This is a genomic window from Corallococcus caeni (assembly GCF_036245865.1).
Taxonomy (GTDB): domain Bacteria; phylum Myxococcota; class Myxococcia; order Myxococcales; family Myxococcaceae; genus Corallococcus; species Corallococcus caeni.
The window spans coordinates 417,703-431,393 of record NZ_BTTW01000001.1; the positions used below are offsets into that span (position 1 = coordinate 417,703).

Annotated in this window: 13 protein-coding genes and 2 tRNA genes; 5 read left to right on the top strand and 10 right to left on the bottom strand. The window is 70.8% G+C overall.

Translation table 11 applies throughout. The features are described from left to right. Window position 1: 1 nt before the first annotated feature. Genes AABA78_RS01740 through AABA78_RS01760 form a run of 5 tightly spaced genes read right to left on the bottom strand, consistent with a single transcriptional unit; the run spans window position 2 to window position 4,710 of the window. Window positions 2-583 carry a chemotaxis protein CheW gene (locus AABA78_RS01740; RefSeq protein ID WP_171415602.1) on the bottom strand — a complete coding sequence of 194 codons (582 nt, stop codon included), beginning with the start codon at window positions 581-583 and terminating at the stop codon, window positions 2-4. Window positions 584-593: 10 nt separating this feature from the next. Then, window positions 594-1,007 (bottom strand): response regulator, encoded by a 414-nt coding sequence (locus AABA78_RS01745; protein WP_120526595.1) that lies wholly within the window; start codon window positions 1,005-1,007, stop codon window positions 594-596. After that, complete coding sequence (locus tag AABA78_RS01750; protein ID WP_338261341.1) at window positions 1,004-2,590, bottom strand: methyl-accepting chemotaxis protein; 1,587 nt, start codon at window positions 2,588-2,590, stop codon at window positions 1,004-1,006. The genes AABA78_RS01745 and AABA78_RS01750 overlap by 4 nt, the downstream gene beginning before the upstream one ends. A 60-nt stretch (window positions 2,591-2,650) precedes the next feature. Then, window positions 2,651-4,150: a CheR family methyltransferase gene (locus AABA78_RS01755; protein ID WP_338261342.1), complete on the bottom strand. Its 1,500-nt coding sequence runs from the start codon at window positions 4,148-4,150 to the stop codon at window positions 2,651-2,653. Beyond that, complete coding sequence (locus AABA78_RS01760; protein ID WP_338261343.1) at window positions 4,147-4,710, bottom strand: chemotaxis protein CheW; 564 nt, start codon at window positions 4,708-4,710, stop codon at window positions 4,147-4,149. Before AABA78_RS01760 ends, AABA78_RS01755 begins: the two co-directional genes overlap by 4 nt. A 250-nt stretch (window positions 4,711-4,960) precedes the next feature. Between AABA78_RS01760 and AABA78_RS01765 the strand changes: the two genes are divergently transcribed. After that, the gene (locus AABA78_RS01765; protein ID WP_338261344.1) at window positions 4,961-7,030 is read left to right on the top strand and encodes a TonB family protein; all 2,070 of its coding nucleotides are present in this window, start codon (window positions 4,961-4,963) and stop codon (window positions 7,028-7,030) included. A 34-nt stretch (window positions 7,031-7,064) separates the two neighbouring features. On the opposite strand, the gene AABA78_RS01770 is transcribed toward AABA78_RS01765, so the two are convergent. Genes AABA78_RS01770 through AABA78_RS01785 form a run of 4 tightly spaced genes read right to left on the bottom strand, consistent with a single transcriptional unit; the run spans window position 7,065 to window position 10,248 of the window. After that, a complete protein-coding gene (locus AABA78_RS01770) occupies window positions 7,065-7,784 on the bottom strand; it encodes an HAD family hydrolase (protein ID WP_338261345.1) in 720 nt (239 codons plus the stop codon). Window positions 7,785-7,793: 9 nt separating this feature from the next. Continuing rightward, window positions 7,794-8,759 carry a myxosortase-dependent metalloprotease, MXAN_2677/MXAN_2678 family gene (locus AABA78_RS01775; RefSeq protein WP_338261346.1) on the bottom strand — a complete coding sequence of 322 codons (966 nt, stop codon included), beginning with the start codon at window positions 8,757-8,759 and terminating at the stop codon, window positions 7,794-7,796. Next, the gene (locus AABA78_RS01780) at window positions 8,756-9,667 is read right to left on the bottom strand and encodes a myxosortase-dependent metalloprotease, MXAN_2677/MXAN_2678 family (RefSeq protein WP_338261347.1); all 912 of its coding nucleotides are present in this window, start codon (window positions 9,665-9,667) and stop codon (window positions 8,756-8,758) included. Before AABA78_RS01780 ends, AABA78_RS01775 begins: the two co-directional genes overlap by 4 nt. After that, the gene (locus AABA78_RS01785) at window positions 9,667-10,248 is read right to left on the bottom strand and encodes a hypothetical protein (RefSeq protein WP_338261348.1); all 582 of its coding nucleotides are present in this window, start codon (window positions 10,246-10,248) and stop codon (window positions 9,667-9,669) included. The genes AABA78_RS01780 and AABA78_RS01785 overlap by 1 nt, the downstream gene beginning before the upstream one ends. A gap of 88 nt (window positions 10,249-10,336) precedes the next feature. Here AABA78_RS01785 and gltX point away from each other — a divergent pair, with 88 nt between their 5' ends. The 4 genes from gltX to AABA78_RS01805 all read left to right on the top strand — a co-directional run bounded on the left by gltX (window position 10,337) and on the right by AABA78_RS01805 (window position 12,535). Next, complete coding sequence (gltX, locus tag AABA78_RS01790) at window positions 10,337-11,788, top strand: glutamate--tRNA ligase (protein WP_338261349.1); 1,452 nt, start codon at window positions 10,337-10,339, stop codon at window positions 11,786-11,788. 46 nt (window positions 11,789-11,834) lie between these two features. Next, entirely contained in the window at window positions 11,835-12,245 is a 411-nt protein-coding gene (locus AABA78_RS01795; RefSeq protein ID WP_171421265.1) for a hypothetical protein, read from the top strand. A 66-nt stretch (window positions 12,246-12,311) separates the two neighbouring features. Further along, window positions 12,312-12,382 (top strand) — tRNA-Gln (locus tag AABA78_RS01800). Between the two features lie 81 nt (window positions 12,383-12,463). Continuing rightward, window positions 12,464-12,535 (top strand) — tRNA-Glu (locus AABA78_RS01805). Window positions 12,536-12,686: 151 nt separating this feature from the next. Here the strand turns inward: AABA78_RS01805 and AABA78_RS01810 are convergent. Beyond that, entirely contained in the window at window positions 12,687-13,655 is a 969-nt protein-coding gene (locus AABA78_RS01810; protein ID WP_171421264.1) for a response regulator, read from the bottom strand. Between the last annotated feature and the right edge of the window lie 36 nt (window positions 13,656-13,691).

The window sequence follows — 13,691 nt, forward strand, 5'->3', positions numbered from 1 at the left end:
TCTAGCCGCGCCGTGCGGCCGCCGGGTTGCCCAGCTGTGTGAGGTCCAGCACCGTGAGCCGGTCCGGCGTCAGGAACAGGAACGGGCCCGGCGGCGGCTGGGACAGCTCCGCGCGCGGCAACTCCAGCCGTCCGTCCACGACCTCCGCCGCCAGCCCGAACGCTTCGTCCTCCACTTCCACCACCACGACCTTGCTCAGGTCGGACATGCCCCCGCCCTCCAGCCCCAAGAGCTGCCGCAGGTCCAGCACCGGCACGATGCGCGAGCGCGACAGCAGCGCCCCCAGCACGTGGCGCGGCGCCCCGGGCAGCGAGCACATGCCGCGCGACTCCAGCACGTGGTCCACGAAGTCGATCTTCACCGCGTAGCGCTCACCGCCCACCTGGAAGGCGAGGACGGTGACGACCTCCTGGCGCACCTCGTGGCGCGAGTTCGCCAGCGCCACCGCGCGCTGGTGCAGCACCTCGCGCCGCCTGTGGGCGCTCACCACCGTGGCGCCCTCGAGCAGCATCTGGGCCGCGTCGAGCGAGGCCTTCAGCTCGTCGAAGTCGATGGGCAGCAGCTTGCGGTCTTCGGTAGCCATGGGCGGGCGTTCAGTACTTCGTGGCCGGCAGCTTGAGGATGTCCCGCACCTTGGAGCGCAGGTCGTCCACGGACACCGGCTTGTTGAGGAAGGCGCTCGCGCCGACGAGCTTCCCCTTCTGCCGGCTGGCGTCGTCCTTCAGCGACGTGAGCAGCATGAAGGGCGTGTCGTGCAGCTTGGAGTCCGCCCGGATGGCCGCGCACAGCGCGAAGCCGTCCATCTCCGGCATCTGCACGTCGGAGATGATGAGGTCCGGCTTCTGCTCGCGCGCCCGCTTGAGTCCCACCGCGCCGTTGGGCGCGTCCATGAAGTCCAGCCCCCACCCCATCAGGTAGACCTGCAGGAGGTTGGTGATGGTCTTCGTGTCCTCCACGATGAGCACCTTCGCCGCCTTGCGTGCCCCACCCGTCACGTTGCTGTTCATAGCTGGTACCTGCCTACAAGTTCAGAGAAGCGCTTCGACAAGATGGAGAGGTTGCCGGCCACCTGTTCAATCCGCCGGGTGCCCTCCACTGAATCACTCATGGCGGACGTCAATTCGCCCATCGCCGTGGCGATCTGCTCCACGCCAATGGTCTGCTGCCGCGTGTTGCCCGCGATCTGCCGCGCCGCCCCGGACGACTCGCGGATGACCTCCGACAGGCCCAGGATGGTGGAACCCGCGCCGCGCGCAAGCTCCATCGCCGCCTGCGCGCGCCGGCTGCCCTCGTCCGTGGTCGTGACGGCCACGCGCGTGCCCTTCTGCACCTCACCCAGGAGGACGCGCACCTGGTCGGCCGCCATGCGGGACTGCTCCGCCAGCGTGCGCATCTCCGTGGCCACCACCGCGAAGCCGCGCCCGTGCTCGCCCGCCTTCGCCGCCTCGATGGAGGCGTTGAGGGCCAGCAGGTTGGACTGCTCCGCCACGTCCTTCACCTGCCCGATGATGTCGCTGATCTGCAGCGTGCGCTCGTTCAGGTCGGTGATGGCCAGGGCAATGGCCTTCACCTGCTCACCCAGCTTCTCCATGCCCTCCACGCTCTCCGTGACGACCTTCTGGCCCTGCGCGCTGAGCGACTCCGACTTCTGCGTCTGCGCGATGACCGCGTCCGCGTAGGACGTGGCCTGCTTGGAGGTCTGGGCGATCTCCGCGACCGTGGTGCTGGTCTCGTTGATGGCGGACGCCTGCTGGTGCGCCATCGCGGACTGCTGCGTGGACGTGGCCAGCACGCCCGCGGCCTCGTGCTCCAGGTCCGTGGCCGCGCCGCGCAGGTCGTGCAGCAGGTGCACCAGCGCGTCCGCCATGGTGGCGAAGCTGCGCGCCAGTTCGCCAATCTCGTCCGTGCCGTTGACGTCGATCTGCTGGCGCAGGTCCCCCGCCGCGATGCCCACCGCCGCGCGGGCCAGCCGCTCCAGGGGCACGATGAAGAGGCTGGCCATGCCGGCCGCCGCCAGCAGGCCCAGCACCAGCACCAGCAGGCCCAGGCCCGCGGTGCGCCAGGTGCTGGAGGCCAGCGACTCCGCCAGCGCCTCGCGGTCCAGCGCCAGTTGCACGGTGCCTACGCGCTTGAGCGTGCCGCCCGGCGTGCCGAAGAGGATGGGCGCCGTCGTCTCCACGATGGGCAGCGCGCCCACCGTCAGCAGGCGATCCACCACCCCGTCCCCGTCCGCGGGCTCCACGGAGGCGGCGGTGGCGAACTGGTCGCCCGCGGAGCGCGCCAGCACCTTGCCGCTCGGGTCGCGGACCACGATGTACGCGACGTCCGGCACGCTCTTGAGGGCCATGTCCGTGCCCGCCTGGAGCATGGCCGAGTCGCTCGCCGCCGCGGACGCGGCCACGCTGAACGCCATGCCGATGCCCACCGCGCGCGAGCGCTTGGTGAGCTCATCCAGCAGCCCGTCGCTCATCTGCATCCAGAACGCGAAGGTCAGGATGCCGACCAGCACGATGCCGAAGATGCCCGTGCCCCCGAGGATCTTCGTCCGCAGGCTGAGCCGGGTCGAATCCGCCCCTTGAGGCGACGCCATCTTCAAACCTTTCGCTTCCACGTTGTCCCCACCTCACGTGTACCGGCGCGCCCCAAGGGGTCAGCGCGCGCCCTGCCAGCCCATCTGCGAAGGACGGGGAGCCAGCGCCTGCCGCAGCCCCCCCGCCGTCATCGTCGTCTCCACGCCTCGCAGCGGGTGCTCGTCATCCAATCCATCCAGCGCGCGCAGCGCGTTCTGCCGCGCCCGCTCCGCGTCCTCGCGCCGGTCCAGGCGGTTGTAGAGCGCCACCAGCGTCGCATGTCCCAGCGCCAGCTGCGGCTCCAGGTACAGCGCCTTGCGCACCGCTTCCACCGCCGCGTACAGGTCGTTGCGCGACTCGGCCACCATCGCCAGCAGCAGATACGCCTCCGGAGACAGCGCCCGGGCCGCCTCGCGCGCCAGGGCCTCCGCTTCCTCGAAGTGGCCCGCGTGCGCCGCCTCCAGCGCCCGCGTCAGCAGGCCCGCGTCCTGGGCCGCGCGCGAAGCCGGCGTGGAGGCCGGAGCCCGCGTCGCCTCCGGGGCCGGAGCCGGCTGGGGCGTCCGCGCCACGTAGGCGGGCATGGGCCCGGGCGTGGGACGGAAGGGCTCCACCCGCAGGCTGCCCGGCACCGGCGTGGAGCGGCGGGGCTCCACCCGCAGGCTGCCCGGCACCGGCGTGTCGCGGCGGAGCGAGGCGGCGGCGAAGGCGCCCGGCGAGTCGCGGCGCGGGGGCGCGGCCACGGACTCCGCGGCGGCCCACGGCTCCAGGGGCAGGCGCAGGACGGGGGTGCCGTCCACGTCCAGCGTCTCCAGTCCCATCCCGTTGGTGAGCGGCACCTCCGCGGGCGACACGAAGAGCAGGCCGCCCGGCGCGAGCGCGCTCACCAGCCGGCTCAGCACCGCTCGCACCAGCTCCGGCGTGAAGTAGATGAGGACGTTGCGGCAGAAGATGGCGTGGAAGCCCATGGACGGCACCGCGTCCGTGGCCAGGTTGTGGCGGCGGAAGTCCACCGTGCGCACGACCTCCTGGGCGACGGTGTGCTGCGTGTCCTGTCCCGACGCGGCGGGGTGCGACGCGAGGAAGCGCTTCTCCAGCTCCGGCTCGATGCGCCGGAGCGACCAGGGGCTGTACACGCCGGTCTTCGCGCGCTGCAGGGCCCGGCCGGACACGTCCGTCGCCAGCACGCGGAAGCGCCCGCCGTTGCCCAGCCCCGCGGACATCAGCGCCATGGCGATGCTGTAGGGCTCCTCGCCGCTCGCGCAGCCCGCGCTCCAGACGTGGAACGGGCCGCCCTGGTGCAGCCGGGCCCGCGCCACCAGCGCGCGCAGGTGCTCCGGGTGGCGGAAGAAGTAGGTCTCGCCGATGACGGCGTGCTCGATGAACGCCTCCACGGCCGTCGGCTCGCGCATCAGCAACTGGCGCAGGAAGGCCGCTCCGGACAGGTTGCGCGACAGCGCGGCGCGGGCCAGCGCGGGCTCCAGCGAGCGACGCAGGCTGCTCGCGAGCGTCAGGCCGCAGGCGCTCTGGAGCACCTCCTCGACCTTCGCGAGCGTTGCGTCGTCGAGAAGCCCTTCGCTCACAGGCCCTCCGTGCCGTTCAGGAGCGCGCTCGTGCGGAGCAGCGGACGCAGCCCCTCCGGCGTGCGGCACAGCCCGGCCATCAGCCCGGTGCCGTCCCAGGGCAGCTTCTCCTCGCCCCCCGGCGTGCCGTCCACCAGCACCGGCGTCTCCACCAGGTCCTTCACCCGGTCCACCAGCAGCGCCACCATGCGGCCCGCGTCCACCACCACCAGCAGCGAGTCCAGATCCGGCGTGCGCTTCACGCCCATCAAACGCGCCACGTCCACCACCACCGCCGGGCTGCCGCGGTAGACGAAGGAACCGGACACGTGCACCGGCGCGCCGGGCAGCGGCTCCAGCGCCACCAGCCGCACCACCTCCTGCACCTGCTTCGCGGGCACGAGCGCGGTCGTGTTGCCTGCCTCCACGGTCAGGTAGAGACCAGGCAGGCGCACCTCGCCCTGCAATGAGACGAGCTCCTGGCGCAGCTGGTTCTGCTCCGCCTCCAGCGCGCTCAGGCGCTGTTGCACGGAGACCCGGCGCACCTGCGGAGGAACGGGGACTCTGGGGGTGTCAGCCATCGAAGAAGAACTCCGCCCGCCGCGTGGCAGGCAGGAAGAAAAACCGTAATCCGGGAGCACGGTCCAAAGCAATGCGGGCTTACCCGAAGGTCGCGACTCACATCCCCCCCTGCGACCGGGGTCGTGGTTGCCCCGACGTGGTGGATTCCGGACCCCCTTGGGGTGCGCCGCACCGGCGAGTTGTGCTTGGATGAGGTTGCGCTGCTTTTGCCGGAGAAACCATGCTGCACGCAGCTTCTAGGGGACACGAATGATCAAGAGCGATTCCCCGAGCCCTGAGGCCCCGGGAACGGATCCGCTCATCGGCCGGACGTTGAACGGCCGCTTCAGCATTCTGGAGCCCCTGGGCGTCGGTGGAATGGGCAAGGTGTACCGCGCCCTGCAGGCACCCCTGGAGCGGGTCGTCGCGCTCAAGGTGCTCAACCCCAACTTCCCGAGCAGCCGCGACCCGGGCTTCCAGAAGCGCTTCCTGCGCGAGGCGTCGCTGACCTCGAAGCTGCGGCACCCGAACACCGTCACCGTCATCGACTACGGGCAGACGGACGACGGCATCTACTACATCGCGATGGAGTACCTGGAGGGGCGCACGCTCCAGCAGGTGCTGGGCCAGGCGGGCCCCCTGCCCTGGGCGCGCGCGGTGTCGGTGGCGCAGCAGGTGTGCCGCTCGCTGCGCGAGGCGCACGCGCTGGGCATCATCCACCGCGACCTGAAGCCCGCGAACATCATGATCCTCAACGAGGCGGATCAGGACCTGGTGAAGGTCCTGGACTTCGGCCTCGTGAAGTCCGTGGCGCCGCAGCAGGACGGGCCGGTCAGCCCTGAAATCACCCAGAACGGCACGTTCCTGGGCTCGCCGCAGTACATGGCGCCGGAGCAGGCGCGCAACGTGGCGGACGCCCGCAGCGACGTGTACTCGCTGGGCATCATGCTGTTCCAGATGCTGATGGGACGGCCGCCCTTCATCGCGCGCGACCACATCGAACTCATCTTCGCCCACTACAAGGAGCCGCCCCCCACCTTCCAGGCCGTGCGCCCGGACCTGGCGGTGCCGCCCGAGATTGAAATGGTGGTGCGCCGCTGCATGGAGAAGGATCCGGCGCGGCGCTTCCAGACGATGGACGAGTTGCTGGAGGGCCTGCGCGAAGCGCACATGGCCGCGGGCGGCAACAGCGGCGTGTTCCGCCGGCTGGGCGGCGCGACGACCACGGGGCCCTACCCCTCTCCGCCGACGACGGGCCCCTACGCGTCCCCGCTGTTCGCGAACGTGGGCAACGCGGAGCCCGCGGACGGCGGGCTCGCGGTGGACATCAGCGTGGACGTGCCGCCGGACGTGCAGCGCGCCCGCCAGCGCACGCTCATGATGGGCGCCCTGGGCGGCGTGATGGTGGCGGGGCTCGTGGGCATCACGCTGTTCTTCCTGCGCGGCGGCAGCCCGGAGGAGAAGCCCGCGCAGCCGCAGGCCCAGGCCACGGCCCCCACCCCGACGGCGCCGGTGGCGGAAGCCCCCACGGCGCCGCCCGCGCCGGGCAAGGTGCGCTTCCGCCTGATGAGCCAGCCGTCCGGCGCGCGCGTCTACTACAAGGGCAAGGAGAAGGGCGTGACGCCCTTCGTGATGGAGCTGCCGCTGGGCAACGAGGGCAGCATCACCGCGGAGCTGACGTTCGCGCTGGAGGGCTACCAGACGGAGACCCTCATCACGGGCGGCTCCGGCGAGGTGGTGCTGTCCCAGAAGCTGACCAAGCGCCGGGGCGGCGGTGAGCGCCCGAGCCGCGTGGACCTGGCCACCGCCTCCACCCCCGAGGACTTCGAGAACGTGGCCCCGGCGACGCCGGGCGGACTGGCGGCGCCGGTGATGATGCAGGCGAATCCGGCCGCCACCGCGGCAGCAGCAGCGGTCCCCGCCACGACGACGGAAAAGGCGCTGGGCGCGCTGGGCTCGTCGGCCGCCGCTCCCGTGAGCGCGGCGGGCAGCCTCGCGGTGCCGTCGCTGACGACCGGCGCGCTCGCGCCCGTCAACCCGAACGCCGTCATCCCCTTCAACGACGCCATGGAGCGGCCGATGTTGTTGGAGGAGGGCCGGGACATCGCCTACACGCGAGAGGCGCTGGCCATCAAGGCGGAGGGGCTCGTGGCGGTGCGCTGCACCATCACCAACAAGGGCCGCGTGGAGAACTGTCGCGTCCTGAAGATGGTGCAGCACATGGAGCGGGCGGTGCTCGACTCGCTCCAGTCCCGCGTCTACAAGCCCATCCAGTACCAGGGCCGTCCGGTGAACGTGGACTACACCTTCACCATGCGGCTCGTGTCCCCGCGCCGCTGAAGAAAGCGCGTCATGCGGACCTCCACCGCGCCCCTCAGGGGCCGGTGGAGGGCACCAGCGGCGGCGACGGTGGGACGGACGGGGTGGCGCCTCCAGGAGGCACGCCCCAGTCCACCACCGGCCAGCCCCGCCGCCGGGCCTCCCGGCGCAGGCGGTGGTCCGGGTTCACCACCACCGGGCGCCCCACCACCTCCAGCACCGGCAGGTCCGAGTACGAGTCCGTGTAGAAGGCGCACGCGGACAGCGGCACCCCCGCCTCCCTCGCGCTGGCCTCCGCGTAGAGCCGCTTGCCCACGCCGAAGCAGACCTCCCCCAGCGTGCGCCCGGTGTGCAGCCCCGCCGCGTCCACCTCGAAGCGGTTGCACAGCACGCCGTCCAGGCGCAGCTCGCGCGCCACCAGGTCGGACAGGTAGCCCGAGGACGACGTCAGCAGCACCAGCCGGTCCCCCGCCGCGCGGTGGACCTCCAGCGCGGCCAGGCCCCCGGGGCGGTACTGGCCACGCACGGCCTCCGCGTAGAAGTCCGCGGAGCGCGCCTCCAGGTCCTTCGCGTCGGAGCCCGTGAGCAGGGCCGTGGCGCGCAGGAGCACGTCCTGCATGGCCACGAAGCCCAGGTGGTAGCGGGCCAACAGCAGGCTGGCGCGCAGGGCCTCCCAGCGGGAGATGTGGCCCAGGGCCAGCTCGCGGCGCACCCAGAGCGACGCGGAGTTGGCGGCGAGCAGCGTCCTGTCCAGGTCGAAGAAGGCGACGGCCACGGCCAGAGTCTAACCGCGCGTCCTGCCCGGGGCAGCGCGGGGGAGGCCGGCCAGCGGGGCCGCTGACCGCCTGCTCCTCCGGATCAGCGCCACGCCCCAGAGCAGCAGGGCGGCCAGCACCGGCCCTCCGGCGGAGGCGCCGCAGCCGGTGCCCTTCCCGTCCGCCACGAGCCTCAGGCCCGGATCCTCCGGGATGCGGCACTGGGTGGGCGGCAGGCCGCGTGGATAGGCGGCGCAGAAGCCGGCCGCGGAGCCCGCGTCGATGACCCGCTTGGACGTCTCACCCTGCGAGGCGGTGGCCTCCATGGTGGAGCCCGCGGAGAAGACATGGTCCAACCCGACGACGTGGCCAATCTCGTGCGTCATCGTGTTCTGCACGTCCGTGGCGACGCAGTCGGTGGACGGGGCGGCCGAGCACGGAGGGCCGTTCACGGTGGTGAACAGGAAGCTGGGCCCGTAGTCCGTCTCCGCCGCGTTGAGCTCGATGTCCGAGTCCACGACGAAGCCGTCCTTGAAGCTGAACGAGGACGTGGTGAGCCCGATGGTGGCGCCCCCGTGCGCCCAGCACTGGTAGACGTTGCCGCACGTCTCCTCCTGCCAGCACGCATCCTCCGGCGGGGCGACGTCCTGGCAGTTGCGCTCGCGGAAGGTGACGACGTTGTAGTTGTCGAAGGGGTGCTCCTCGTCGTAGCCGACCGCGATGGAGCGGGTCCAGTCCTCGCCGCGGATGAAGCGGAAGTCGCTGCACGTCGAGGACAGCGCCCGCCACGAGTCGAAGGCCGCCTCGATGGCGGCGACCTCCGTGTCCCCGGGCGTGCGCGTGCTGCCGGCCGCGTCCAGGTGGTAGACGTAGTCACGCCCCGGCCACACCAGGCACAGCGGCCGGCCCGGCACGAGCGTGCGCTTGTAGTCCTGCTGCGCGCCCGCCGCTCCCGCGCAGAGCAGCACTCCCAGGAGCAGCAGGCGACAGCTCACCGCGCACCCCGCCGGCGGCGCGCGAGCAGCGAGGCCGCGGCCAGCAGCGGCAGCACGGCCAGCCCGCCCGTCGCCGCGGTGCAGCCATCCCCGTCTCCGCTTCCATCGCCGTCCCCGTTCCCGTTCCCATTGCCGTTCCCGCCAGGCACCGGGAAGCAGGGCTGGCTGGCGCTGCCCTTGGGGTACGCGACGCACACGAAGTTGCGCGAACCGGAGTCGATGGTGCGCTTGGACGTCTCACCCGGCGGCGCGCTGGGGTTCATGGTGGAGTTCGTCGCCAGCGTGTGGTCCAGGCCGACGAAGTGGCCCACCTCGTGGGTGGCCGTGTTCTGCACGTCCGTGTCCACGCAGTCCGGCGTCGCCACGATGCCGCACGGCCCGCCGTTGCCGGTGGTGAAGTTGAAGCGCGCGGCGTTGAAGGAGATGTCCGAGTCGTAGACGACGCCCGTGCGCTCGTCGTACGTGGTGAGCGTGATGGCGATGGTGCCGTCGCTGTCATCCCAGCAGTCGTACGTGTTCGCGCACGTGTCCTGGGAGAAGCAGGCGTCGTTGGCGTCCACGACGTCGCGACAGGCGCGGCCGCGGAAGAGGATGAGGTTGATGTTGTCGCCGGAGCGGTTGTAGCCCACCGTCCGGGAGTTCACGCGCGAGCCCTCCACCAGCGACAGGTTGCCGCAGCTGGCGAAGATGTCCTGCCAGCTCTGGAACGAGCGGGTGATGGCGTCGAACTCCGTGTGGTTCGTCGCCTTCGGGTTGCCCACGGTGCTCTGCTGCCAGTTGACGCGCGTCTGCGTCCAGTACAGGCACTGCGTGGCCTCGTCCCCGGGGGACACCCGGCTGCGCACGTACGGCGCGGAGCTCTGTCCCATCACCGCCGCCAACACCACCCACGACGCGAGCGCGCCCATCACTTCGCCCCCTTCTTCGCGGGCGCCGCCTGCTGGGCCTGGACCGCCGCGCGCACGGAGGCCTTCAGCTGCTCCAGCGTCACCGGCTTCGCGTTGGACGCCGTCTCCTGGCGCGTCTTCGGATCAATCAGCACCGCGTCGCCGGTGGACGCCGGGACCGCCATCGCGCCCGGGCCGGTGCGCTGGACCTGGTACTTGCCCTGCGCCATGCCGGAGAGCTGGAACGCGGACGCGCCGCGCTTCTCCAGGAAGACGACGACCTCCTCCCCTTCGGAGAACGACGCCAGGCCGCTCACCACCTGTCCAATGTCCCCCACCCGGCCCCCCGGCTGGGTGACGAGCACCGTGCCGCCGGGCTGCCCCTTGAGGGCCTCCGTCACCTGGATCTCCACGTCGGTGACGATGCGCTGCTTGTCCCCGCTCCAGCGGCTCTGCACGCGCCGGACGACCCCCTGCACCACCGTGTCCGACGTCTGCGCCATCTGGGGCAGGTCCGCCCGCAGCATCGTGGTGGCCCCCACCGGCAGCCCTCCGAGCAGGGTGGCCAGCACCACCGTGCGAACCGCGTGTCGAATCGACATGGAAAGTCTCCTTGCCCGCGCAGCCTAACCCCAAGCGGGCGGCTTGCGTTGACCCTCGTGCACCCGTCCTGCTATCGCGCGCCTGCCCATGGCTTCGTCAAAACCCCGCGTCCGCTTCGCTCCGTCACCTACTGGATACCTCCACATCGGAGGCGCCCGGACGGCGCTCTTCAACTACCTCTACGCGAAGCGCTACGGCGGCACCTTCGTCCTGCGCATGGAAGATACGGACCAGGAGCGCTCCACGCCGGAGTCCGTGAAGGCCATCCTGGACGGACTCGAGTGGCTGGGCCTGGACTGGGATGAGGGCCCCGGCAAGGAGGACCCGAAGTACGGTCCCTATTTCCAGACCCAGCGCCTGGACACGTACCGCAAGCACGCGGACCAGCTCATCGCGCAGGGCAAGGCCTTCCGGTGCTACTGCACCCGCGAGGAGATCACCCAGCGCCGCGAGGCGGTGGAGAAGGAGAAGGGTCAGGGCAGCTACCGCTATGAAGGCACCTGCCACGACCTGAAGGGCCCGCCCCCCGGCAAGAAGCTGGAGGACGCCGTCATCCGCTTCCGCATGCCCGCGGGCGAAGGCACCGTGTCCTTCGACGACAAGGTGCTGGGCGTCATCACCAAGGCGCACTCGGACCTGGATGACTGGGTGATGATGCGCGCGGACGGCATCCCGCTCTACAACTACGGCTGCGTCATCGACGACCACCTGATGGAGATCGACCTGGTCGCGCGCGGCCAGGAGCACGTCAACTCCACGTTCCCGCAGCTGATGCTCTACCAGGCGCTGGGCTGGACACCGCCGGCCTTCGCGCACCTGCCGCTCATCCTGGGGCCGGACCGGGAGAAGCTCTCCAAGCGCAAGCACCCGGAAGCGGACGTGATGCTGCACAAGCGCACGGGCATCATGCCGGAGGCGCTGCTCAACTTCGTCATCCGCCTGGGCTGGAGCCACGGCAACGACGAGGTCATCACCCGCGAGCAGATGGTGGAGTGGTTCGACTTCGACGGCGTGGGCAGCACGTCCGGCGTGTGGAACCCGGAGAAGCTCCAGTGGCTCAACCAGCAGTGGTTCAAGCTCCTGCCCCCGGCCGTGGTCGCGGAGCGGCTCGTGCCCTTCCTGGAGGCCCGCGGCTTCCAGGTGAAGGGGGACGCGCGCCTGGAGCCGCTGGTGCTCGCGCTGCGCGAGCGCTCGCGCACCCTGGACGAGATGGCGAACACCGCGTCCATCTACTTCAAGAGCGGCGTCACCCTGGATGAGAAGGCCGCCGCCAAGCACCTGAGCGGGGACTCGCTCAACCTGCTTCGCCAGGCCCGGGAGAAGCTGGCCGCCCTGCCCGCGTGGACGGTGGAGCCGCTGGACGGCGTGGTGAAGACGGTGAGCGAGGCCGCCCAGGTGGGCATGGGCAAGGTGGCCCAGCCCCTGCGCGTCGCCATCACCGGCAACACCACCAGCCCCGGCATCGGGGAGACGCTGCTGCTCGTGGGGCGCGCGGAAGCCCTCCAGCGCATCGACGCGGCGCTGGCTCGCGGGACGTGAGATTGACGGTGGACGCGGGCATCGCCGGGCCCTATCTTGGCCGGCGATGACGCGACCGCTTGACAGCCTGAGACCGCATTTCTATAAGGCGCGCCCGCTCGGGGCGGTGCTGCTCGCCCTCTGGGCAACGGCCTCTGGCGCCGAGCTGGTGAACGGCGCCCAGATTCCGGATGGAGCCCAGAAGGTGGGCGAGAACCGGTACCGGGCTTCGCGCGACTTCGAGGCGACGCTCGACTACTACAAGAACGTCTACCCGACCTCGAGCTACCCGAGGCGGTCAGTCGTCAACCAGCCGGGCGTCAAGGCCGTGCACATCTCCAACCCCTCCGGGAAGAACTTCGAGGGGCTGAATATTTACGAAGCGAACGACGAGGTTCGCATCTACGTCGTCCCGCTGCAGGGGTCGGCGAAGCCGGCGAAGAAGTCCGAAGGCAAGCCGGTCAGGAAAACGAAGTAGTTGAAGTCAGCAGCAGAAGTCGGTAGTAGAAGCGCCCGCAACACGCAGCCGCAGCACGCAGCGCCTTGGGGAATCGTCTAACGGCAGGACAGCAGACTCTGACTCTGCTTATCTAGGTTCGAATCCTAGTTCCCCAGCTGAAAATCTCCGGTTGACTGGTCAGAACGGAGAATGTAGGAAGCAGCAGCAGAAACGCAGCGATTGTAGGGAAGCAAGCCGGCCCTGTCGTCTAGTGGTTAGGACGGAGCCCTCTCACGGCTCAAACTCGGGTTCGAATCCCGGCAGGGTCACACTGAGACGCCCACCTTCGGAAACGAAGGTGGGCGTTTCGCTTTGCGGGCCTTGCTTCAGCGCCCGCCCTGCCCTTCCGGCCCTGGCTCCGGCGGCCGCGCCCGGGCTGCGGGACGCGGCCCCAGGCTCCGGAGTCCGGGCACCCCCCTTTCAGTTCGGGGTCGCGATGCTCTGGCGGAAGGTGTCCAGCGCGGCGGTCAGCCGCTGCTGGGCGCGCTGGATGCCCCGGCGCATCAGCAGCATGCGCACCTTCTCCGGCAGGACGCGGGCGGCGTTGGACTGGCCGTAGCCCACCAGGTCCATGCGCAGGGTGATGGCCTCCAGGAGGTCGCTCAGGTCCGCGTCGGCGCCGGCCAGCAGCACCACGTCCGGGGAGCGGCCCTGGAGCCGCTCCGCCAGCGTGTGCCACTGCGGATCCCCGGTCTCCACCACCACCACGTCCGCGCTCTCCAGCTGGGGCGAGTACGGCGGCAGCTCCACCACCTGGAACTCCGCGTCGCGCAGCACCTTCACGGCCTCCGCGCTGCCCACCACCGCGACGGTGCCGGTGTGGCCCATGCGCACGGCCTGCTCGTAGTTGCGCAGCTCCGTCTCCAGCGCCTCGTGCGCGGGCTCCGGGGCGTCCCGACCCGCGTCCAGCAGCACCGCGGCCTGCCGGGCCATCTCCCGGGCCCCGTCGCGCGTGCGCACCCGCTCCGAGCGGCGCTCCAGCGCGGCGCGCACCTTGGCGCGCAGCACGCGCAGGTCGTCGAAGGGCTTCACGATGTAGTCGCTGGCGCCGGCGGCGAACGCGGCGATGACGGACTCGGAGCTGGCGTAGGCGGTGATCATCACCGCCTCCAGCGCGGGCTGCATCCGCCGCGCCTCCGCGATGAGCTCCACCCCGCCCATGCCGGGCAGGTTCTTGTCCGTCACCAGCACGTCGAAGCGCTGGTCCTTCAACAGGACGAGCGCCTCTTCCGCGCTGCCCACGGGGGAGACGATGAGGTCCGCTTCCCGCGCCAAAAGGCGCACGCAGATGTCGAGCACCACCGGCTCGTCATCCACCAGCAGCACCTTCGAGGCGAGCGTCCCCCGCCCTTCCCCTTCACCTTCGCCGGTCTCGAACGGGAGATCCATGAATTGGGAGGATCGCACAGCTCTCGTCCAACTTCG